Here is a 19,448-nt window from a genome sequence, read left to right on the forward strand (position 1 = left end):
ATATGACCATTACGCTACAAACTGTAAAAGAAAATCCACATCAGACTTTTGCTTTAGTGACAATCATCGGTGTTATCGGCTCCGCATATCGTCGCGAAGGAGCTAAAATGTTAATCAGTGGAGATGGCCAGTTGTATGGGATGGTTTCTAGTGGTTGTTTGGAAGAAGACCTGCGCGCTCACGCTGAAGATACGTTGAAATCGAATCAGACGAAAATCGTTATGTATGATTTGCGACATGAAGATGATTTATCGTGGGGCCGCGGAATCGGTTGCAACGGTTCGATTAAAACGCTAGTCGAACCGATTAAGTGGGACGCAAGCTGGACGCAAGTCGATCAATGGTTACAACAGGGGAAATCAGTCGTTTCCATAACGCCGCTCCATGGGGATATGGCCCGACCGCGGGTGTTTTGGACGGATGAGGAACAGCTCTGTTTGGGAGACATAGACGGATCATTGCTGGCTTTAAAGCCTGAAACCGAAACGTTGATCGAGCGCGGCATCAAACTTGACTTATTAGGTGATGTTTTATTTGAGGTGTATCATCCTAAAGATCCTCTTTATATTTTTGGGGCGGGTGTGGACGTCGAACCGCTTGTTTGCTTACTTTCCTCTTTACATTTTGAGATCACATTGATTGATCCGAGGGAAAATCGTTGTAATGTGACCCATTTCCCTAAGGCAAATCGACATGTTGTTCAACATCCCGTCACCTTCCTGGATGAATATTCGTTGTCCGAACGGAGTTATGTTATTGTGATGACTCATTCCTTCGAATGGGATCAACAGATTATCCAACGTTTATTTCATGTTCCGTTGGGGTATGTTGGAGTATTAGGACCGAGACAAAGAACAACGCGATTGTTGAGCGGAAAATTAATACCGAGTTGGTTACACACCCCGATTGGCTTGCCGCTGCAAGCGGAAGGAGCCGAAGAAATCAGTGTGAGCATCGCCGCCGAATTATTGAAGATAAGAAATCATAGACGGAAAAGCAGATCGGGGCGTAGCTCCTCTGTTTAGCAAAAATGGGCAAGCTGCCCGCTAATGTCACTCGCCGCCACTTAAGCATACTTTCCTAACGAACATATTATGGCAACGATTTGGTTATTCTACAGCTAAGATGTAGCATAGGGGTGAGTGACAATCGGAAAATACCTTATTCCCGTGTTAATCGGGATTGCGTTTGGTTATATTGCTCGTACCGCTTTATTGCGCACGGATTTTCGCCAGTATCCCACTTATCCGCAGGGGAGAATCATCCACCTTTCGTTTGGCTTTATAGCCGCTTTTATTGGGGCGGTCGCTGTTCCTTCTTTATTGGAATCGGATTGGACCGCGGTTACCTTTTTAGGACTGGCCGCTACCCAATTTCGGGAAGTGCGGAAAATGGAAAGAGATACATTGGAAAAGATTGATGAACAGGAATTAGTGAAGCGAGGCACCCCTTTTATTGAAGGGATGGCCCAAGCGTTTGAAAGTCGTAACTACTTGGTTATGTTTACAGCGATAGTCGCCACTTTGTTTTCTGTTTTCAATGCTTGGCTTGGTGTGGTTAGCGGATTCGTGATGTTGGTTGTTGTTAAATTATTGAACAATGCTTCAAAATCTCTGGCTGATGTCGCTGAAATTAAAGAGGGTCAAATCCGCTTTGAAGGTCCAACAATGTTTGTCGATGACATTTTGATTAAAAATGTGGGATTGGCTTCGACCCGGAAAACGATTGAAGAGAAAGCGGTCGGTATTATCGTCATCCCGAAAAGCGAGGATGCGATTGTCACCTTGTCGCACCCGGGGCAACGGCAAGCAATGATTCATCACATTTGTAATATTTTGGGGGCGTATATCGACACAGGCGAAGCTGATTTTGTGCCGCTTTCAAAACGTGATTTAGATGATGGACGGATTGGTATCTTTGTGATGCCGCGTGAACGGGAATTTAAGCAAGTGTATGCTGTGTTGAAAAAGGTTCCAATCTTAGATAGCGCGATTCGCTTGCCGAGTGAGGCGCATAAAGGAAAGGGGTCGTAAACGAATGGCGGAACATCAAACAGGGATCGTCGCGGTTGTTACGACAGATATGCAAAAAGCGCAAAGCGGAGGTTCCCCCGTATTTTTCGCGAATAATCCCACGGAGTTAGAGATGATCAGCGCTTCATTAAGCAATATTTTAGATGCGGCTGCGCATGAAATAACGTCCGAACTTATGATTATCGTTAGACATTAAATAATTTAACTTGAAAAGCGCGCCAACGGTAAAAAGCCCGTTGGCTTTTCGTGTTTCTTGATCGAATCTTAACAATCGAATGTTACAATTGTATCAATTAAAAAGCAAAACATGTGGGAGGAAAAAGGATGTTAACCAAAGGCAAGTCGATCCTCGTCGTGGAGGATGATCATAAAATTCGTGAGCTTGTCCGCATTTACTTAGAAAAGGAAGGCTATGAAGTATATGAAGCGAGTGATGGGGAAGAGGCGATTGATCTATTTAAAAGCGTGGATCCTTGCTTTGTCATTTTAGATTTAATGTTGCCGAACATGTCGGGAGAGGAAGTGTGCCAGAAAATTCGCGGGGAATTTAAAGCCCAAGCGCCGATTATTATGTTAACTGCAAAGGTAGCGGAGGTTGATCGAATCAAAGGATTGAAAATGGGCGCGGACGATTACGTGACCAAACCGTTTAGTCCCGCCGAATTGATTGCCAGGGTAGAGTCAGTGCTTAGGAGAACGGGGCATCGATGCGGAAAAATTACATACCGTGGGTTAACGGTTAAACCGATCCGAGGCGAGGCGCATTTTCGGGGTGAATCTCTGTTGCTCACTCAACATGAATTTAAGCTACTTTACTTTTTAATGCGGCATCCAAACCATATTTTATCGCGGGAACAAATGATCGATGAACTGTACCCTCAACAGGAAAAGATCGTATCGGAGCGAACAATTGATGTTCACGTCGCGAATTTGCGAGAAAAGTTAACGAAATTTGAACAACAAGAATGGATTGAAACGGTTCGTGGAATGGGGTATCGCTTTGTCGCCTATTAAAACTCGATCTTGGATGCGTAGTATTTTATGGAAGTTGATCGTGATTAATGGCTTGGTCATTGGGATTGCGATTTGGCTTGCGGGTGTCTCTGTCAAAGATTATGCCTGTCTGTTAGTCAACCAGTATCCCTTTGTTAGTCAGCAACAAAGCGCCCATTTTAATGAAACGATGCAACAGTATTTGTTTAAAGCGAGTTTGATCGCAGTGTTGATCGCCGCCTTCATTCACTATTTTTTTGTAAAAAAGCTGTTGACTCCACTGCAAAAATTAAGTGAAGCCACTCAGCAACTAGCAACAGGGCAGTATCCATTAGCATTGCCTGTCTCCTCACATGATGAGGTAGGGCAACTAACCGCAGATTTTAACTATTTGAGCGCCAAACTTAAACAAACCGAACAGTTACGCCAAAAGATGGTGACGGACATCGCCCATGAATTACGCACGCCGCTCACGAACATTAACGGTTATCTGGAAGCGTTGGGCGCGGGGGTGATGGAGGGGAATAAGACATTATATCAATCATTGCATGAAGAATCGCAGCGGATGACACGGCTCGTGGATCAACTGCATCAATTAAATGTGTGGGAATCGCGCTGTTTAACAGAAAATAGAACCGCTCTTGTTTCTCTTAAAGAACTATTGGATGACTGTTTAGCTAGTTTCTCCTTGGCCTTTGAAAATCAGGGGATGACTGCGCGTTCCGAGATGACCGAATGTCGGCTGATCGTGGACCCTGATGGAATAAAACAGGTTATCAGTAATTTACTGAAGAACGCGCTGCAATACGACCAAGCAGGGTGGGTGAAAATCGTTGGAAAAAAAGAACAGGCCTTTTATCGTATTATGATAACGAACGAGGGCGTCCCCATTCCGCAAGCAGAGGCTGAATTACTATTTGATCGATTTTATCGATTAGATCCTTCGCGTAGCCGCGATTCAGGAGGAGCTGGACTGGGCCTTGCTATCGTGAAAGAAATTATCGATCAACATCAAGGAGAAGTTGGGTTGCTGACGAATGGAAAAGAACATACTTTTTGGTTTACTTTACCGCTTAATTAATTTGATTTTGTTCGTAAATGACCGAAACACCCAAAGAGTGAAATGTTTCTTCTTTGTAATGCCCTTGCGGGCACATTCGCGCGCATGAAAAAGGGGTGTACTCGCACGTTAAAGGTTGTTCACAGTGTGGGCAGCGTTGACTGAAAAGTTTTTTAAGAATCGTTAACATAGGATCCCCTCCATCGTGTCATATCTATCTTAGTATCGGGATAAATTTTAAGAAATATGCCGCAGCTGATCTTTGTTCTACTGTATGTCGATAACAGGTAGAGGGGCGCTGAAGGACGCGCCTAATAAAATAAATTTTTTTCTTGGTCAAATCTTAACAATTGAGGGATATGCTGTTCATAGTAAAGGGGATGAGCAAGATGTACGAGGCGATCCGTTTGGGGCCTTTCGTCATCAAATTACATTTGGTTGCGCTCTTTGGAGCGGGGGTCATCGGTTATTGGTTTATGAAACGTTTCATAAACCAAACAATGAGCAAACAACAGGCGCAGCTTCATTTAACGCCGATCGGAAACGCTGTTTTTTACAGCTTTATCATTTGGAAGTTTAGCTATTTTATCTTCCATCCGTTCGCTGTCATAAACTATCCGCCGACGCTACTCTATTTTTCGGGTGGTTACAAAGGGTGGATTTTGGCGGTAATGATTGCGTTCTTCTATCTACGCTATCAGGCGAAAAAGCGAGAGGTTTCCGATTACCTCTATTTTCAGTGGGTCGGTCTTTGGTTTACGGCGGCAAATGGTAGCTATCACCTGTTCTATCTCCTCATGGAACAAACGAATGTGTTGTTCGGGCTTGGTCAAATCGGCTTTTCAGCTATCATGTACCTTACTTTTTATAAAGGGATTAGCGATCGTATTTTTCAAGGATGGATTTGGTTTGGGATCGGACAAATCGCGCTTTATTTTTTAATAGGAGGGAAATTGAGCGTTTTAATTGGCTTATCTCCCAAGCAAACCATCTATTTTTTCGTTAGTTTACTCGGTTTTGTAGCTCTTGCCTTACAAAAACAGCGGGTTTCTGCAGTCGAATCGTAAAGGAGGTTGAATCCTAGTGAGCAATATTTCTCTGTTCTTTGCTTTTACAGCAGGTTTGTTTTCATTTTTTTCCCCGTGTATCTTCCCATTAATCCCAGCTTATGTCGCTAATTTGACGGGCTCGCAAATTGAAGGAGGAAAAGTGATCGTCTCTAGACGAGTGCTTATGATCCGCTCGCTCTATTTCATCCTTGGTTTTAGCGCTATTTTCATGCTGATGGGGGCGTCTGCGAGCGCTTTAGGACAACTATTTGCCGCGTATCGCGATCTATTGGCAAAAATAAGCGGTTTTTTAATCATTGTGTTTGGGATGCAAATGGCGGGTTTGCTTACGCTTCGCTTTTTGATGATGGAGAAACGATTTCAGGTTAATTCGGATCGAAAGAAAAACAATTGGACTTCGTTTGCGCTTGGCCTCGCCTTTGGAACAGGTTGGACGCCATGCGTTGGATTGGCTTTGTCGTCAATTCTATTGCTGGCTGGTTCATCAGACACGTTATATAACGGCTTGTTTTTATTGACGATCTATTCACTTGGCCTTGGTTTGCCCTTTTTAATGATTTCTTGGCTTGTCACGTATTCGCTTGGCGTTGTGCGGAAAGTAAACCAGTGGTTACCACGCTTATCGATTGTCAACGGCTGGATTTTAATTGCGATGGGATTCCTGTTATTTACAGGTCAATTGCAAAAACTTAGCGCATGGTTAGCGACATTTACACCATTTGTTTACTAGGAGGAATATCAGATGAATAAGAATATGATTGCCATCCTCGCGTTGCTTGGCCTTGTAGCTTGGGGCATTTTTGATATGGGAAAAAGCAACAGCGGGTCTGAAGAATTAAGCGTTCAGGAAGAGAGCCAAGCGCCGATTGGACTTGCCCAAGGGTATCTTGCGCCTGATTTTGAATTGGAAACGATCGATGGGAACAAAGTGAAACTATCAGATTATCGCGGTAAAAAAGTGCTGCTCAACATGTGGGCGAGCTGGTGTCCGCCATGTCGCGCTGAAATACCGGACATGCAACAATTTTATGAGCAGAATGTGGACCAAAATGTAGTTGTTTTAGGTGTGAATTTAACATCAGCGGAAAGGCAACCCGAAAGAATTCCACGTTTTATTGAAGAATTCGGGATGACTTTTCCAATCGTTCTTGATGAACAAAGCAATGTCTCTGATCGGTATCAGGTTTCTTCCATCCCCACGAGCTTTATTCTTGACTCGCAAGGCGTAATCCAACAAAAAATCGTTGGACCGATGGACCGCGAAATGATGGAACAATTAATGTTTAGCATTGATTAAATAAAAGGGAAAGTGAAATTAATTCGCTTTCCTCTTCTTAACCTTTAAATTCTTCTTTTGTTTTTCAGAAAAATATGCTTTAATAAGAATAGGTGCCTCTCCTTTTCGTATAGGAATGTGTACAATTTGACGGAAATAATGTTTCAACGTATAATAAGGTACTTTAAAATACAAATTAGTTAGTCATCATTTTGTTGGCTTATTTTTGTGGTTATAAAACCTATGTAGACGGGCATGTAACCGCTTACGGAAATTTAAGGAAATTTAAGATTCCAACAAAACACTTCACCTAATCGTAATCAAAAGCGGTTGGGAAGCGCTGTGCGACATGGTATAATCAGGGTATGAGTTTATGAGGACGAATTGTGGAGGGGAGATATTATGGCAGACAACATGGCGGATATCGACACGCATAATGAGATTATTGAGTATAAATTCTCAAGTATACTAGCGGAATTACCAGGAATTAATCAAGAAGCTAAAGATAATATGATGAAGGAATTTTCATCTCTTAGCATGTACTATAAGAACACATTGTTAGATCAACTTGAAAAGTTTGAATCTACGAGAGCGAAGTTTATTGATAGCTTCTTATTTGATAGTAATCAAATGGATATGGAGCAAATTGAGCAAGAACACTGGGGAAGCCTAGGTGAGGTGCTTAAGGCGAAAGCAGACGCGCGCGCAACAGCGGTTAAAACAGCTAACGCAGTGCGAGCAGCCGAGAAGCAGAAAGAACAAGTTGTCACACCTCCGAAATTCAGTAAAAAGATAGAAAAGAAAAATTACGCGTCGATGCAAAATCTTGACGATTTAATTGGACTTGAAAAAGTCAAGGTGAAGATCAGGGAGTTAGTTGCTTTAACGGAGATGTCTAAATATCGTCAACAATACAACTTAAAACCCCAAACACAAGCGCTTCATATGATTTTTAAAGGAAATCCAGGAACAGGTAAGACGACGGTCGCTCGTTTATTAGGACAAATTTTACATGAAATCGGCGTATTAAGTAAAGGTCATGTTATCGAACTGGATCGTTCCCATCTTGTGTCCCGTTACCAAGGGGATATTGAGCAACGAATCGTCCAATACGCGGAAGAAGCTAAAGGCGGCATCTTGTTTATTGATGAAGTGTACAGCTTACATCAACCAGGTGATCATAATGACCAAGGAAAACAAGGGATTGAAGTGTTGCTTAAAGTTATTGAGGATAAGCGTGATGATTTCATTTGTATCGGAGCGGGTTATGTCGATCGAGTGAATCAATTCCTAGGTAGTAACCCAGGTCTGTTGTCACGTTTCCCGATTCACATTGATTTCGATGATTATTCAAATGAAGAGTTGCATGACATTGCGATTAGCATGTTTGAGGAACGGGATTATAAGATTGATGACTCTTTCACAGACCAATTTATGGAATGTCTAGAGGAAGAAAGAAAGAAAGACAACTTTGCGAACGGCCGAATCGTTAGAAATATTGTGGAAGCTGCAATCCGTGAACAGTCGTTGCGTCTGTTTGATATGGATCGAGAGATCACAGAAAAAGAATTGATCGAAATTTGCGGAACAGATTTCAAATACGAACCTGTCGTTTTAGAAAGTGAAAATAAAAAGACATCGAAGGATGAATCAAAAGCCAAAGCTGACGAAGGTGAATCGGTCGAGCAAGCGAAAGAAACCGAAACTGCAAATGCTTAGTAATCGTTAATAGGATCAATTTAAAAGACTGTTCCGTTGATATCGAGCGGAACAGTCTTCGTTGATTTGATAGAAGTCAGAATATAGGCTAGCGTTCAGCAAATCGTTTGTGCAAGTTGGGATTTTGTCTATCCCAAATAACATTAAAGTCTTTGTAGAGTCCTTTGTATTCTAGGATCTCGTTCTTTTTTGAGTATAGATAAAGTGAGTCCTGCTCCCCATCAATCACAACTCCATTGTCTTCATTAAGTTTTTCAATTAGAAAAGCCATCCCTTTGCTAGGGAAAACGACGTACTCACCTTGACAATCTGTATTATCTTCATATAAATTTAATTCACTTTCTTGTTTTTCCAAAACATGAAACGCTCGGTTCGAAGAATCATGGAAAAGTTGAATGACTATCTTTTTACCTGAATCAGATTGATAAACAATCGGTTCACCTTGTTTTAACATGCAACCATCCTTTCTCTATCGTAATCATATAAGCGATATTAGTTCGAACGGTATGTAGATTTAACGCTTTTGCATTATACTTAAAATATATCATACGATTTATTGTTTATCAATCTACTCAAAGCTAGATTTAAGTAGAAATTGTGAAGGACATCACAAAGATAAAGGAATTTCAAATAATATGTTGAATAAAACCATTGTTATCGGAGCTGGAATTCTCGGCGCTTCAACCGCATATCATTTAAGTAAACTTGGAGCTGGACAAGTAATTATTGTTGATCGGCAAGATGAAGGACAAGCTACCGATGCGGCGGCAGGTATTATTTGTCCTTGGATCTCGCAGCGCAGAAATCAAGCTTGGTACGAATTAGCCAAAAATGGGGCAAAATATTACCCGCATTTGATCGCTGAATTGGAACAAGTCGGGCAAGGGGAGACAGGTTACGCCTCAGTTGGAGCGCTTCGTCTGCATACAGAAAGGGAGAAAATTATTCAAATTGAACAACGGGCCTTAACCAGAAAGGAAAGCGCGCCTGAAATGGGAAGTCTAACCGTGTTAAATCCAGCAGAAACATCTCAATTATTTCCGATATTGGATCACGGGTACCATTCATTGCAAGTTTCTGGAGCGGCTCGAATCGATGGACGCGCTTTGCGAGAAGCTTTACTCCATGCTGCGAAACAGAACGGCGCTTCATTTATAAAAGGGGATGCGCATTTACGTTGGGATCATCTTACTGGAGGTTCAGGTAAAAAACGAATTATCGGTGTAAAAGTGAATGGCCATTCGATTGACGCTTCGCAAGTCATTGTTTGCGCGGGCGCGTGGGCTCGCTCTATTTTTCAACCGTTAGGAATTGATCTGCGTGTTCAATTCCAAAAAGCGCAAATTGTTCACCTCCACCTGCCGAATTATCAAACGAAACGGTGGCCGGTGATTATGCCTCCGGGTAATCAATATTTATTGTCTTTTAAAGGTGGTCGAGTTGTTGTTGGAACTACCTATGAAGAAACGACTGATCATTCTGATACGCGGGCGACGGCCGGCGGGATTCATGAGATCCTAACGAAAGCAATTGAGATAGCTCCAGGATTAATGTCAAGCGCTTATCTTGAAACGCGTGTTGGATTTAGACCGTACACACCTGGTTTTTTACCGATTATTGGGTCTATACCTGGTTGGGATGGCGTATTGTTAGCAAATGGGTTAGGCGCATCAGGTCTAACAGTCGGTCCTTACCTCGGTTTTGAATTAGCGAAACTCGCATTAGGTCTTAATATCGATATAGATTTAAAATTATATGATATAAAAGGGGCGTTAGGTTGACGCGAAAAGGCGTAAGTTCACGTATAATTAGTATTGGGAGGTGACTTTTGTGTCAAGTAGAAAACACTTCACCCTTGCAGAAGCGCGGCGGGTTCTCCCCATTGTTACAGAGGAACTTATTCGCTTACAAAAGTTACAAAAAGAATTTCATCAAAAATTGCTTCTGTTACGCACCTTGAACGCAGATGAACGTTTTAAATTAGAATGTAATTTAGAGTTTTTAAATATTCAAGCGAAACTTCACGCTCGCAACATTACATCCCAAGGGGCGTTGTTAAAAGATGTCGACCTTGGTTTAGTGGATTTTCCATCATCGTTGGATGGAGAAGAAATTTTACTTTGTTGGAAACTAGGGGAGAAGGATATTGAATACTATCATGGTCTTCAAGAAGGTTTTCGCGGTCGAAAGAAAATTAAACCGGATTAGATCTTTTTGCTCAGATGGGAAAGTGAAAACCAATCGCTCAGTTCGAAAGTTGGACTTAAGCGATTGGTTTTTTCTTTTTGAATAAATCCGCGCTAATATAAACGCCGAGCACAACAAATAAACCACCAATTCCAAGATAAATATGCAGTGGTTCTTTCAGCAACCACACAGATAATAATTAAGCGGAGAGTGGCATGAAGTTAATAAAAATAGAAGCTTTTGCTGCGCCGAGTTCACGTATCCCTTGGTAATACATAATGAAGCTAACGACACTGACCAAAACGGCAGTGTCTAAAACTGAAATCCAAGCCACCCAAGTTGCTTGTTGAAACTCTTGCCAATTAAAGGTGACTATTGCGGCCGGAATGAGAAAAAATGTACCAAATAAACAAGCATATGTAGTCGATACGACAGGCGAAAATTTTTTGAGCACAACTTTTCCTACGACGCTATATGTTGCCCAGCAGACAACTGCGCCTAATAAAATAGCGTCGATCGGTTCGAAACGAAGAGCGATGAGATCGTTGATACTGCCCTTTGCAATAATGATGACAACGCCGATTGTTGCAACAATTGAACCAAGTATATGAGAACGGGTAATTGTCTCTTTTAAAAATAGTCCAGCAAAAATTGAAATTAAGATCGGATTCCAGGCAATGACTAAAGCGCTTTTAATAATTGGCGCTTTCTGAGTGGCGATGAAAAAAAAGACATTGTAAAGCGAACATCCGGATAAACCGAGAATTGCAAACAGCGCCCAGTCATTCCGTGTGATGGAAGGTGGATTTGGTTCTTTCCATTTCATATATGGGTAGAGTAGGAGGGATGCCCCAAAAAAGCGTAAAAAAGCAACCATATAAGGATGCCAAACTTCTGTTGCGAATTTCCCAGCAATAAATGCGGTCCCCCAACATGCGGTTGCAAACCCAAGCATTAAATACAATTTCCAATTTGACTGTGACATATCAGGTCCACCTTCTTTGATCTAGTTGAACGATTATACCATAGATGCAACAGGGGAGGGGAGGGAACAGCCAGATGTCAATATTAGTAAGTAATCCTAAAGAAAAAATAACGAATTTCGCAGAATTCTAAAGAAATAAAAAAATAGATCATTAGGGAAATGACCATCTGTATGCTAGCCAAACATAACAATAGATGCCTACTTGAATGGTACTAAATAATTGCATATGTAAATATATAAATAGTTAATAATCAGTAAGTAAGGGGTTGCGCTTGTGGACTGATAAGAGTTTTAGTCAGAATTAGGAATTAGTGGTAAAACACTTGGAATTAAGTTATAATATAGATACCTATTATTCTATGTAAAGGTGGTAGCGATGAAGGGTAATTTTTCTTTTAAAATAGACGAAAACTTTCCATTACCGATCAATGTCCAATTACAAGAACAAATTAAATGGTTAATAGCAATGAGTGTGATTATGCCAGGTGATTTTTTACCTCCTACGAATTTTTTAGCCGAGCAGTTGCAATTAAACCGAAACACGATCAATCGAGTCTATACACAGCTTCGAGATGAAGGTCTTGTTTCCTTACAAAAGGGACGGGGGACTCAGGTGACGGATTCTGAAGAAACGCGTCAATTAATTGCGAATAGGCAGCCTTTATTCCCAAAAATTCAAGGGGTTCTAGAAAAAACAACCGAGCAAGGGCTGGCTTTAAGAGATTTACTAATTCCGACCTTTGCGTATTTACAACTCTTTCAAACAGATGTAGACTTATCCACAGCGGAGTTTTGTTTAGTTGTTTCCAGAGAGGATGACTACTATTTCTATGAATCAGAGATTATTCGATACGCAGGCGGCAAAGTTCACACGATCTTTATAGAGGATTTGAGAAACGATGTTAATCTAAATATAGAAGAAATATTTAGAACGATGAAGTGTCTGATTACAACGTGGCAATATATGCGGGAGCTCGAACTATTACCAACTACTGTGAACAAACAGATGTTAGCAATCGGATTTATTGCTGAGTTGTCTATGTTAATAGACATATCTAAGCTTAATTTAGGGAGCAAAGTTGCTTTTATAAGTCCAGTAGGCTCGGGGGCGCAGTGGATGGCAGATCAAGCGCGTGGCGCTGGCATCTCACATATAGAAATTATTCCAATAGGAATGGATTCGTTAAATGAATTGCTCTATACGATCGAAAAAGTAGACAAAATCTACACATCTTCAGTTATTTACAAACAAATTCATAAATTGGCTCCTGATAAAACATATGTATTTGGCATGCAGTTGGAGCAAAGTAGTCAAACTTTACTCAGTGAACTCGGCCGACGAACAAAGGAGGGATCTATATAACTAGGCCATCAACGACACTCGCCAGACGCATTATACCTAAATGACTATACATCTAATCATGCACTGAAATGGAGTGATACAATTGATTAATCAGGAACGATTGTGGCATAGAATTATGGCCTTAAGTAAGATCGGACGTCAACCATCAGGCGGAATTACACGTCTATCTTTTTCGACTGAGGAACGTCAAGCAAAAGACTTAATAATCTCTTATATGAAAGAAGCGGGTCTTTCTGTTCGTGAGGATGCTGTTGGTAATTTAATCGGAAAAAAAACAGGCAAAAATCCAGAAGCTCCGATCGTGTTAACAGGTTCTCACGTAGACTCTGTTTATAACGGCGGGAATTTTGATGGGCCATTAGGCGTGATCGCCGCTGTTGAGGCGTTGCAAACGATGGCTGAACAAGAAATCGTACTAGAACATTCGATTGAAGTTGTGGCCTTCACAGATGAAGAAGGAGCGCGATTTAGTTTTGGGATGATGGGGAGTCGTGGGATGGCTGGTACGCTTAAAATTGAAGATTTGCATAACAATACAGATGTTGATGGGATTACGATTGCGGAGGCGATGGGCAAAGCCGGGTTTAATCCGGATAAAATCGGTCAAGCAGTTCGTCATAAAGATGAACTTAAAGCATATGTTGAGCTACATATTGAGCAAGGAAAATTGTTGGAAAATGCTGACCTATCTGTTGGTGTTGTGACAGGGATCGCGGGCCCCTTATGGAAGAAATTCATCATCGAGGGTGAAGCAGGGCATGCGGGCACAACCCCGATGACGCTCCGGCATGACGCATTAACGGCAGCCGCTCAAATCATTCAAATCATTGAAACGGAAGCAGCTCAAACAGGATCAACGGTTGGCACTGTCGGTCAATTGCAACTTACTCCTGGGGGTATCAATATTATTCCGGGACGCGTTGAATTCACATTAGACCTGCGTGATATTGATGAAACTGTTCGTGATCGAGTTGAACAAGCGATTACAAGCAAATCACATCAAATTTGCGAGGAGCGCCAACTGACGCTAACGATTGAAGAATTCCAACGGATCCCCCCAGTAGCTTGTTCGCCAATTGTGCAGGATGCCGCTAAAAAAGCTTGTGAAAAACTAGGTTTTGGTATTCTAACATTGCCGAGCGGCGCGGGGCATGATGGTATGCAATTGGCTGAACTATGTGACATTGGCATGATCTTTGCTCGTTCTAAAGATGGCATTAGCCATACGCCAGCTGAGTGGAGTTCTAAAGAGGATTGCGCCAATGCGACCAATGTGCTTTACCATACGTTGATTCAGCTAGCCGAGTAATATTGGAAAAAAAGATCGTTTTGCGCGCGTGCGCGAAATGGTCTTTTTTACATTTGTTCAATATTTGTTCACATTTGTTGTGATTGATCTCACCGTCTCTTATTCCGTTACCTACTATTATGATGTTAATAAACATTGAAAGGCGGAATATTAAAATGTTAGATGCAAAAACGATTGAAATTATTAAATCCACGGTTCCTGTCTTGGAAGTACATGGGCAAGCAATCACAACCCGCTTTTATGAGTTGCTATTTACTTCCCATCCAGAATTATTACATATTTTTAACCACGCTAATCAGAAGCAAGGCAGACAGCAAGCAGCCTTGGCAAACGCTGTGTATGCGGCAGCGGCCCACATTGATCAACTGGAAACGATTGTCCCTGTTGTCAAACAAATTGCTCATAAACACCGGAGTTTAGGGGTCAAGGCTGAACACTATCCGATTGTTGGCGAGAATCTCTTACAAGCGATTAAAGATGTACTCGGGGACGCGGCAACCGATGAAATTATTGGCGCTTGGGGAACAGCCTATGGTGTAATCGCAGATGTGTTCATTTCAGTTGAAGCGGGAATGTATACGGAAGCGGAGGAACAAGCGGGCGGCTGGGCTGATTTTCGCTCATTTAGAGTGACCAACAAAGTAAAAGAAAGTGAAGTAATCACTTCCTTTTATCTAAAACCGATTGACGGAGGCGCGCTTCCGAGTTTCGAACCGGGTCAGTACGTGAGCGTAAAAGTTCAACCGATAGGAGAAGAATATACACATATTCGTCAATATAGCCTATCTGAAGCTCCTGGGAAAGACTATTTCCGACTTTCCGTTAGAAGAGAAGATGCAAAAGACGATCAGCCGCAAGGGATTGTGTCCACGTATCTGCACAACCATATTGAAGAAGGGGATCAATTGCAATTGAGCGCCCCCGCTGGCGATTTTTTCCTTGATACAACCAAGAAGACACCCGTTGTACTGTTAAGCGCAGGGGTTGGATTGACTCCATTAGTAAGCATGTTAAATACGCTGGTCGATTATCCAGACCGTCAGGTTATTTTTATTCATTCGACCCAAAGTGGAAACTACCATGCGATGAAGGAACATGTTCAAAACGTTGTGTTAGAAAACAACCACATTCGTTCCTTCTTTTGCTATCAAAACCCTACCCAAGCCGACCGCGTTACGAATCAGTTCGACAAAGAAGGTTATATCGATTTAGGGTGGCTGCAATCTGTTTTACCATCCAATCAAGCAGACTTTTACTTCTGCGGGCCTGTTTCCTTTATGAAAGGGATTTACAGCGCGCTTAAAGAGTGGGGCGTACCAACTGAAAATATCCACTTTGAATTTTTTGGTCCTGCAGCAGATTTAGAGGAATTGGTCGCGACCAATTAATAAACAACGAAAAAGCGCCTATTTTATGTAAGGCGCTTTTTTATATGTTAAATAAAGACCGTTTGAAAGGGGATACCTTCCAGAACAGGTTCATGATATGATACGAACGTAGTATTTTGAAAAGTTACAGAGGGAAGGGGTTTAGCCAGATGAATTTAAAAGGGAAGACCGCATTAGTCACAGGGGGCGGAACAGGAATTGGGAAAGCAACCGCGTTAAATTTAGCAAAGTTAGGCGCTAACATTGTAATTAACTACTCTCGTTCAGCTAAGGATGCGGAGGAAACGCTAAAAGAAGTCGAGGCGCTCGGCGTCAAGGGCACTATTTTTCAAGCGGATGTATCCAATGATGCGGATGTTCAAAAAATGGTGAAACACACCGTCAACACTTTTGGCAGCGTCGATATTCTGATCAATAATGCGGGGACAACAAAATTTGTTGAGTTTCACGATTTGGACGGATTGCAGAGCGAAGATTTTGACCAAATGTTTGGCGTCAATGCAAAAGGGATCTTTTTTACGACACGCGCCTGCGCTCACGAGTTGAAGCGGAACAAAGGAAGCGTCGTCAATGTGGCTTCGATCGCCGGATTATACGCAGGCGGTAGTTCGATCGCTTATTGCGCTTCTAAAGCGGCAGCGATCAGTATTACGAAGACATTAGCGAAAACGTTAGCTCCAGAAGTGAGGGTCAATGCTGTCGCCCCTGGCATTGTTATGACGCGTTGGGTTGAAGGAAAAGAAGATCACATCCGTCGCTTAGCCGAAGATACGCCACTTGGCCGCTGCGCCACGCCTGAAGATGTAGCGGAAGTGATCGTGTCGTTAGTCGCTCAAGCCGGCTTTGTAACTGGACAAGTTGTTGTGATTGATGGGGGAGCGAATCTTTAAAACAGGGACAAAACTGTCCCTCTTTTCGATTCATTTACAGCTGACCCAAAACTAACCTTTGCTTATCGGAGCGGAACATACTATAATCATAATTGTTACAAGGAAATCACAACATATTTCCAACAAAAAACTATTTACTTTGTACAAGCTAATGTGGTATATTATTACTTGTGATTGTTTACGCGCTCGTAGCTCAGTTGGATAGAGCAACGGCCTTCGAAGCCGTGTGTCGGGAGTTCGAGTCTCTCCGGGCGCGCCATTTATATTTTTGTGTTACGGCGATCGTGGCGAAGGGGTTAACGCACCGGATTGTGGCTCCGGCACTCGTGGGTTCAAATCCCATCGGTCGCCCCATTTTATACAACTAGTCCCAGTAGCTCAGCTGGATAGAGCAACGGCCTTCGAAGCCGTGTGCCGGGAGTTCGAATCTCTCCTGGGGCGCCATTTTATCTTATATCCTTCACTATAGAGAGGTGTCCGAGCTGGCCGAAGGAGCACGATTGGAAATCGTGTATACGTGTGAGCGTATCGAGGGTTCAAATCCCTTCCTCTCTGCCATTTACTTTTGGAGGCGTACCCAAGAGGCTGAAGGGGGCTGACTCGAAATCAGCTAGGCGTCGCAAGGCGCGCGGGGGTTCAAATCCTCTCGCCTCCGCCATACATACGATTAAAATCTCAAGGCTTTCTCACGTGATCGATACACGGTAGGAAGCCTTTTATCATTTTTGGGAAAGGATATCGATGAAACAACGTTTGTTTTTACCGTTTATTTTATTCCTAATTGCTTTAGTAGGATGCGTTGCTGATCCACCCCAAATTTTAATCCTTAAGGGCGGAGCGCAATCGTAACTTTAGGGTTAACCGAAGGGCGCCATCAAATTGAAGACGGGAATGAGGAACAAGGAATCGACAAAAAAATTACGCTCATGCCAAACGAAGAGATAGAGCTTCAACGTTTATTGCACGTCACCTCATTTAATCTTAATGAACTAGGTTACTTCGAGTCTAATGTAGTCGCTGAGAAGAATGAAACGCTTAATGAGAAGAAATATGGAGCGAGCGAGCATAGCAGGTTGAATCTAACTTGGAGCTACGATGAGCTTCAAAAACATGTCAAGCACGCTAAAATTGAAGTGAAATGGGTACAAAATGAGGAAACATACAAGGAAACAATCATTGCAAGATTTAATAATTAAATAGGGGGGAGGTTCCTTTTGAAAAGACTTAGAAATTTAGGATTCGTCATGTTGGTTATGTATTGTGTCGCTTGTTCCAATCAAACGGGACAAACCACAGTCGAAAAAGAGATTAGACCATTAAAAGAAAATCAGAGTGGTCTCGTGAACTCTCTGTTATTACAGGGTGAGGGCGAACATTGGGAAGTTACCTATGATCTTCGCGATGAAACATTAGTGGATCCAAAAACGATCGAAAGCAATCTGCATGCTGATTTAGCTCTAACCTCTAAGGAAATGAAGATTGACCAGATGGAGGCAATTCATTTCTCCTTAAAAATGAAGGATGGAAGCGTGGAAAAGGGATCAATATACCCCCAACAATCTGGACTACAAATAAAAGAGCGAGATGGGCAACTCAATTTAAAAAACCTATTGACAAATGACATTCCACACCCTATGTCACGAATTGTTTCGGTAACGATTGAATGGGACGGACAAATGGAAACATTTGATATCGTTCCTCCAAAAAGTATTGAGATAAAGATGGATAGGAGAGGGGACTAAGCGCCGTCAGATCATTGACTGTGCGCCATCACTCTAGATCGATCCGCATGTTAGTGGACATTCGACAACTAAGCTATGGAATCAGATCGGGGGGGGCCTCCTCCTCTTGAAATGGCAAATATTACATATGTAATAGACGTATTGACCTATAGAGAGCGAGTCGAGCTCCGTTTGGGTTACGACGCCGTCCACCCTTCTCGGATTCGCTCATTCATCGACGGCGCGCAAGCCTCTTTGCACTCTCCATCCCATCTAGCTTTCTTCATTTGTCTCCCGCGACTCTAATTTTTTAATCGTGTCCTGATCCCCGCCCACGACGGCTATCGTTTTTGACAAAAAATTGTCTGTATCCCTGATCGTTCATCCTCTTCATAAAAAAGAATCTTCCATCCAGCAAATTCATTTAATAATTCTTGTGTTTCTAACTTGAATTGACTAGGGATCTTCTCGTTTTTTTCCTCATCCGACTGATAGAATGTTTCCATAAAAAAATAGCCGCCTTTTTTAATCAGTGTTTTGACGATTGGGAAAAGGGCGCGGTCTAAGTATTTTGTAATGACGATGAGATCAACAGGTTGTAGCGAATGAAGCTCGTCCAAATTTGTTATATCCGCGACGGCGGCTGTGATCGGAAGATTCTCCTTACTCGCTTGTTCTTTTAAAAAATCAATGGCCACTTCCGAAATGTCGATAGCTTGCACCTCATAGTTTTGACGAGCGAGAAACAGGCTGTTTTTGCCAAGCCCACAGGCCAGATCAAGCGCAGTTCCTCCGCGCAAATAATCAGATTGTTTTTCTAAGCGGGGAGTGGGCGTTAATTCGGATTCGCGTTGAAGTTGATCTGTGTACTTTTGATTCCATCTATCTTTTCTTTCCATTCCTACCGCCAACTTTCCTTCTGTATACTTCATTCATATTCTACCATAGAACATCAACCATCTATCACGTCGACCAATGATTCCAACATAAATCGACAACAATTCCCATTCCGCTACCGACTGTCAACAATGCTGGGCAAACGATTGGTGGTTTTAAATGGATATTCTTGGTGTGAGAAGCCGCTGAACCCAGCATTAACGAAATGTGTCATTGCGGATAGTCCGAGCGCGGAAGAGATCGTTAAAACAAATAGGATTAAGCCAGTCGTTGTAGAACCTGAGGCACTTATTGATGTTGAATTTGACAAAAAGTATAATGGTTCTTTGCGCTCATTTGAGATCACTAGTTATCATACACAAGAGGAAAAAGGAATCTTAATCTACAACATCCATACTGAATGGGCAGCGGAACAAGGATGATAACGCTATTTCTTTTTGATTGAGATAAAATTAGGATTCCAATTTTCGGTTGCGAAGCGAGCGCTATCTCGACAAGAATTCATTTTTATGAAAGGCGCTCGACAACAAATGTGTTAAACAGCCAAATTTCCCTTT

21 protein-coding genes and 5 tRNA genes are annotated in these 19,448 nt (G+C 42.2%); 23 read left to right on the forward strand and 3 right to left on the reverse strand.

The window, feature by feature from the left end:
• The first annotated feature begins 2 nt into the window (after nt 1-2).
• The 9 genes from BEP19_RS05305 to BEP19_RS05345 all read left to right on the forward strand — a co-directional run bounded on the left by BEP19_RS05305 (nt 3) and on the right by BEP19_RS05345 (nt 8,151).
• Nucleotides 3-1,025 (forward strand): XdhC family protein, encoded by a 1,023-nt coding sequence (locus BEP19_RS05305; protein ID WP_245983395.1) that lies wholly within the window; start codon nt 3-5, stop codon nt 1,023-1,025.
• Between the two features lie 117 nt (nt 1,026-1,142).
• Complete coding sequence (locus BEP19_RS05310) at nt 1,143-2,033, forward strand: YIEGIA family protein (protein WP_342767391.1); 891 nt, start codon at nt 1,143-1,145, stop codon at nt 2,031-2,033.
• A gap of 4 nt (nt 2,034-2,037) precedes the next feature.
• Nucleotides 2,038-2,229 carry a capping complex subunit for YIEGIA gene (locus tag BEP19_RS05315; RefSeq protein WP_120188817.1) on the forward strand — a complete coding sequence of 64 codons (192 nt, stop codon included), beginning with the start codon at nt 2,038-2,040 and terminating at the stop codon, nt 2,227-2,229.
• A 128-nt stretch (nt 2,230-2,357) separates the two neighbouring features.
• Nucleotides 2,358-3,047 carry a response regulator transcription factor gene (locus BEP19_RS05320; protein ID WP_120188818.1) on the forward strand — a complete coding sequence of 230 codons (690 nt, stop codon included), beginning with the start codon at nt 2,358-2,360 and terminating at the stop codon, nt 3,045-3,047.
• Nucleotides 3,034-4,107 carry a sensor histidine kinase gene (locus tag BEP19_RS05325; protein WP_245983376.1) on the forward strand — a complete coding sequence of 358 codons (1,074 nt, stop codon included), beginning with the start codon at nt 3,034-3,036 and terminating at the stop codon, nt 4,105-4,107. The genes BEP19_RS05320 and BEP19_RS05325 overlap by 14 nt, the downstream gene beginning before the upstream one ends.
• Nucleotides 4,108-4,475: 368 nt before the next feature.
• Nucleotides 4,476-5,153 carry a hypothetical protein gene (locus tag BEP19_RS05330; protein ID WP_120188820.1) on the forward strand — a complete coding sequence of 226 codons (678 nt, stop codon included), beginning with the start codon at nt 4,476-4,478 and terminating at the stop codon, nt 5,151-5,153.
• Nucleotides 5,154-5,169: 16 nt separating this feature from the next.
• Entirely contained in the window at nt 5,170-5,886 is a 717-nt protein-coding gene (locus BEP19_RS05335; protein ID WP_120188821.1) for a cytochrome c biogenesis CcdA family protein, read from the forward strand.
• A 12-nt stretch (nt 5,887-5,898) separates the two neighbouring features.
• Complete coding sequence (locus tag BEP19_RS05340) at nt 5,899-6,453, forward strand: peroxiredoxin family protein (protein WP_120188822.1); 555 nt, start codon at nt 5,899-5,901, stop codon at nt 6,451-6,453.
• A gap of 381 nt (nt 6,454-6,834) precedes the next feature.
• Nucleotides 6,835-8,151: an AAA family ATPase gene (locus BEP19_RS05345; protein WP_120188823.1), complete on the forward strand. Its 1,317-nt coding sequence runs from the start codon at nt 6,835-6,837 to the stop codon at nt 8,149-8,151.
• Nucleotides 8,152-8,239: 88 nt separating this feature from the next.
• On the opposite strand, the gene BEP19_RS05350 is transcribed toward BEP19_RS05345, so the two are convergent.
• The gene (locus BEP19_RS05350; protein WP_120188824.1) at nt 8,240-8,605 is read right to left on the reverse strand and encodes a hypothetical protein; all 366 of its coding nucleotides are present in this window, start codon (nt 8,603-8,605) and stop codon (nt 8,240-8,242) included.
• A gap of 184 nt (nt 8,606-8,789) precedes the next feature.
• Here BEP19_RS05350 and BEP19_RS05355 point away from each other — a divergent pair, with 184 nt between their 5' ends.
• Nucleotides 8,790-9,932: an NAD(P)/FAD-dependent oxidoreductase gene (locus tag BEP19_RS05355; protein WP_120188971.1), complete on the forward strand. Its 1,143-nt coding sequence runs from the start codon at nt 8,790-8,792 to the stop codon at nt 9,930-9,932.
• A 49-nt stretch (nt 9,933-9,981) separates the two neighbouring features.
• Nucleotides 9,982-10,359 carry a DUF2203 domain-containing protein gene (locus BEP19_RS05360; protein ID WP_170145274.1) on the forward strand — a complete coding sequence of 126 codons (378 nt, stop codon included), beginning with the start codon at nt 9,982-9,984 and terminating at the stop codon, nt 10,357-10,359.
• 178 nt (nt 10,360-10,537) lie between these two features.
• On the opposite strand, the gene BEP19_RS05365 is transcribed toward BEP19_RS05360, so the two are convergent.
• Nucleotides 10,538-11,323, reverse strand: coding sequence for a DMT family transporter (locus BEP19_RS05365; RefSeq protein ID WP_245983378.1), 786 nt, complete (start codon nt 11,321-11,323; stop codon nt 10,538-10,540).
• 376 nt (nt 11,324-11,699) lie between these two features.
• Here BEP19_RS05365 and BEP19_RS05370 point away from each other — a divergent pair, with 376 nt between their 5' ends.
• The 11 genes from BEP19_RS05370 (at nt 11,700) to BEP19_RS05420 (ending at nt 18,015) form a co-directional block, all read left to right on the forward strand.
• Entirely contained in the window at nt 11,700-12,686 is a 987-nt protein-coding gene (locus BEP19_RS05370; RefSeq protein WP_120188826.1) for a GntR family transcriptional regulator, read from the forward strand.
• 82 nt (nt 12,687-12,768) lie between these two features.
• Complete coding sequence (locus tag BEP19_RS05375) at nt 12,769-13,995, forward strand: Zn-dependent hydrolase (RefSeq protein ID WP_120188827.1); 1,227 nt, start codon at nt 12,769-12,771, stop codon at nt 13,993-13,995.
• Between the two features lie 155 nt (nt 13,996-14,150).
• Nucleotides 14,151-15,383 carry an NO-inducible flavohemoprotein gene (hmpA, locus tag BEP19_RS05380; RefSeq protein WP_120188828.1) on the forward strand — a complete coding sequence of 411 codons (1,233 nt, stop codon included), beginning with the start codon at nt 14,151-14,153 and terminating at the stop codon, nt 15,381-15,383.
• A gap of 149 nt (nt 15,384-15,532) precedes the next feature.
• Nucleotides 15,533-16,273: an SDR family NAD(P)-dependent oxidoreductase gene (locus tag BEP19_RS05385; RefSeq protein WP_120188829.1), complete on the forward strand. Its 741-nt coding sequence runs from the start codon at nt 15,533-15,535 to the stop codon at nt 16,271-16,273.
• A 182-nt stretch (nt 16,274-16,455) separates the two neighbouring features.
• Nucleotides 16,456-16,532 (forward strand) — tRNA-Arg (locus BEP19_RS05390).
• A gap of 19 nt (nt 16,533-16,551) precedes the next feature.
• Nucleotides 16,552-16,627 (forward strand) — tRNA-His (locus BEP19_RS05395).
• A 13-nt stretch (nt 16,628-16,640) separates the two neighbouring features.
• A tRNA-Arg gene (locus BEP19_RS05400) sits at nt 16,641-16,717 on the forward strand.
• Between the two features lie 23 nt (nt 16,718-16,740).
• Nucleotides 16,741-16,831 (forward strand) — tRNA-Ser (locus tag BEP19_RS05405).
• Nucleotides 16,832-16,840: 9 nt separating this feature from the next.
• A tRNA-Ser gene (locus BEP19_RS05410) sits at nt 16,841-16,931 on the forward strand.
• Between the two features lie 268 nt (nt 16,932-17,199).
• Complete coding sequence (locus BEP19_RS05415; RefSeq protein WP_120188830.1) at nt 17,200-17,469, forward strand: hypothetical protein; 270 nt, start codon at nt 17,200-17,202, stop codon at nt 17,467-17,469.
• An 18-nt stretch (nt 17,470-17,487) separates the two neighbouring features.
• Nucleotides 17,488-18,015, forward strand: a complete 528-nt coding sequence (locus BEP19_RS05420) for a hypothetical protein (protein WP_120188831.1) — start codon at nt 17,488-17,490, stop codon at nt 18,013-18,015.
• 320 nt (nt 18,016-18,335) lie between these two features.
• Here the strand turns inward: BEP19_RS05420 and BEP19_RS05425 are convergent, their stop codons facing one another.
• The gene (locus BEP19_RS05425; RefSeq protein WP_120188832.1) at nt 18,336-18,926 is read right to left on the reverse strand and encodes a methyltransferase domain-containing protein; all 591 of its coding nucleotides are present in this window, start codon (nt 18,924-18,926) and stop codon (nt 18,336-18,338) included.
• 114 nt (nt 18,927-19,040) lie between these two features.
• On the opposite strand from BEP19_RS05425, the gene BEP19_RS05430 reads away from it, so the two are divergent.
• Nucleotides 19,041-19,313 (forward strand): hypothetical protein, encoded by a 273-nt coding sequence (locus tag BEP19_RS05430; RefSeq protein WP_147393772.1) that lies wholly within the window; start codon nt 19,041-19,043, stop codon nt 19,311-19,313.
• The last annotated feature ends 135 nt before the right edge of the window (nt 19,314-19,448 follow it).

The sequence above is a fragment of the Ammoniphilus oxalaticus genome, from assembly GCF_003609605.1.
GTDB classification, from domain to species: domain Bacteria; phylum Bacillota; class Bacilli; order Aneurinibacillales; family RAOX-1; genus Ammoniphilus; species Ammoniphilus oxalaticus.

What these genes read in the sequence shown, in the direction of transcription:
- BEP19_RS05305 (WP_245983395.1), top strand. Translation starts at nt 3, where the DNA reads ATGACCATTACGCTACAAACTGTAAAAGAAAATCCACATCAGACTTTT.
- BEP19_RS05315 (WP_120188817.1), top strand. Translation starts at nt 2,038, where the DNA reads ATGGCGGAACATCAAACAGGGATCGTCGCGGTTGTTACGACAGATATG.
- BEP19_RS05320 (WP_120188818.1), top strand. Translation starts at nt 2,358, where the DNA reads ATGTTAACCAAAGGCAAGTCGATCCTCGTCGTGGAGGATGATCATAAA.
- BEP19_RS05330 (WP_120188820.1), top strand. Translation starts at nt 4,476, where the DNA reads ATGTACGAGGCGATCCGTTTGGGGCCTTTCGTCATCAAATTACATTTG.
- BEP19_RS05340 (WP_120188822.1), top strand. Translation starts at nt 5,899, where the DNA reads ATGAATAAGAATATGATTGCCATCCTCGCGTTGCTTGGCCTTGTAGCT.
- BEP19_RS05345 (WP_120188823.1), top strand. Translation starts at nt 6,835, where the DNA reads ATGGCAGACAACATGGCGGATATCGACACGCATAATGAGATTATTGAG.
- BEP19_RS05350 (WP_120188824.1), bottom strand. Translation starts at nt 8,605, where the DNA reads ATGTTAAAACAAGGTGAACCGATTGTTTATCAATCTGATTCAGGTAAA.
- BEP19_RS05365 (WP_245983378.1), bottom strand. Translation starts at nt 11,323, where the DNA reads ATGTCACAGTCAAATTGGAAATTGTATTTAATGCTTGGGTTTGCAACC.
- BEP19_RS05370 (WP_120188826.1), top strand. Translation starts at nt 11,700, where the DNA reads ATGAAGGGTAATTTTTCTTTTAAAATAGACGAAAACTTTCCATTACCG.
- hmpA (WP_120188828.1), top strand. Translation starts at nt 14,151, where the DNA reads ATGTTAGATGCAAAAACGATTGAAATTATTAAATCCACGGTTCCTGTC.
- BEP19_RS05385 (WP_120188829.1), top strand. Translation starts at nt 15,533, where the DNA reads ATGAATTTAAAAGGGAAGACCGCATTAGTCACAGGGGGCGGAACAGGA.
- BEP19_RS05415 (WP_120188830.1), top strand. Translation starts at nt 17,200, where the DNA reads ATGCCAAACGAAGAGATAGAGCTTCAACGTTTATTGCACGTCACCTCA.
- BEP19_RS05425 (WP_120188832.1), bottom strand. Translation starts at nt 18,926, where the DNA reads ATGAAGTATACAGAAGGAAAGTTGGCGGTAGGAATGGAAAGAAAAGAT.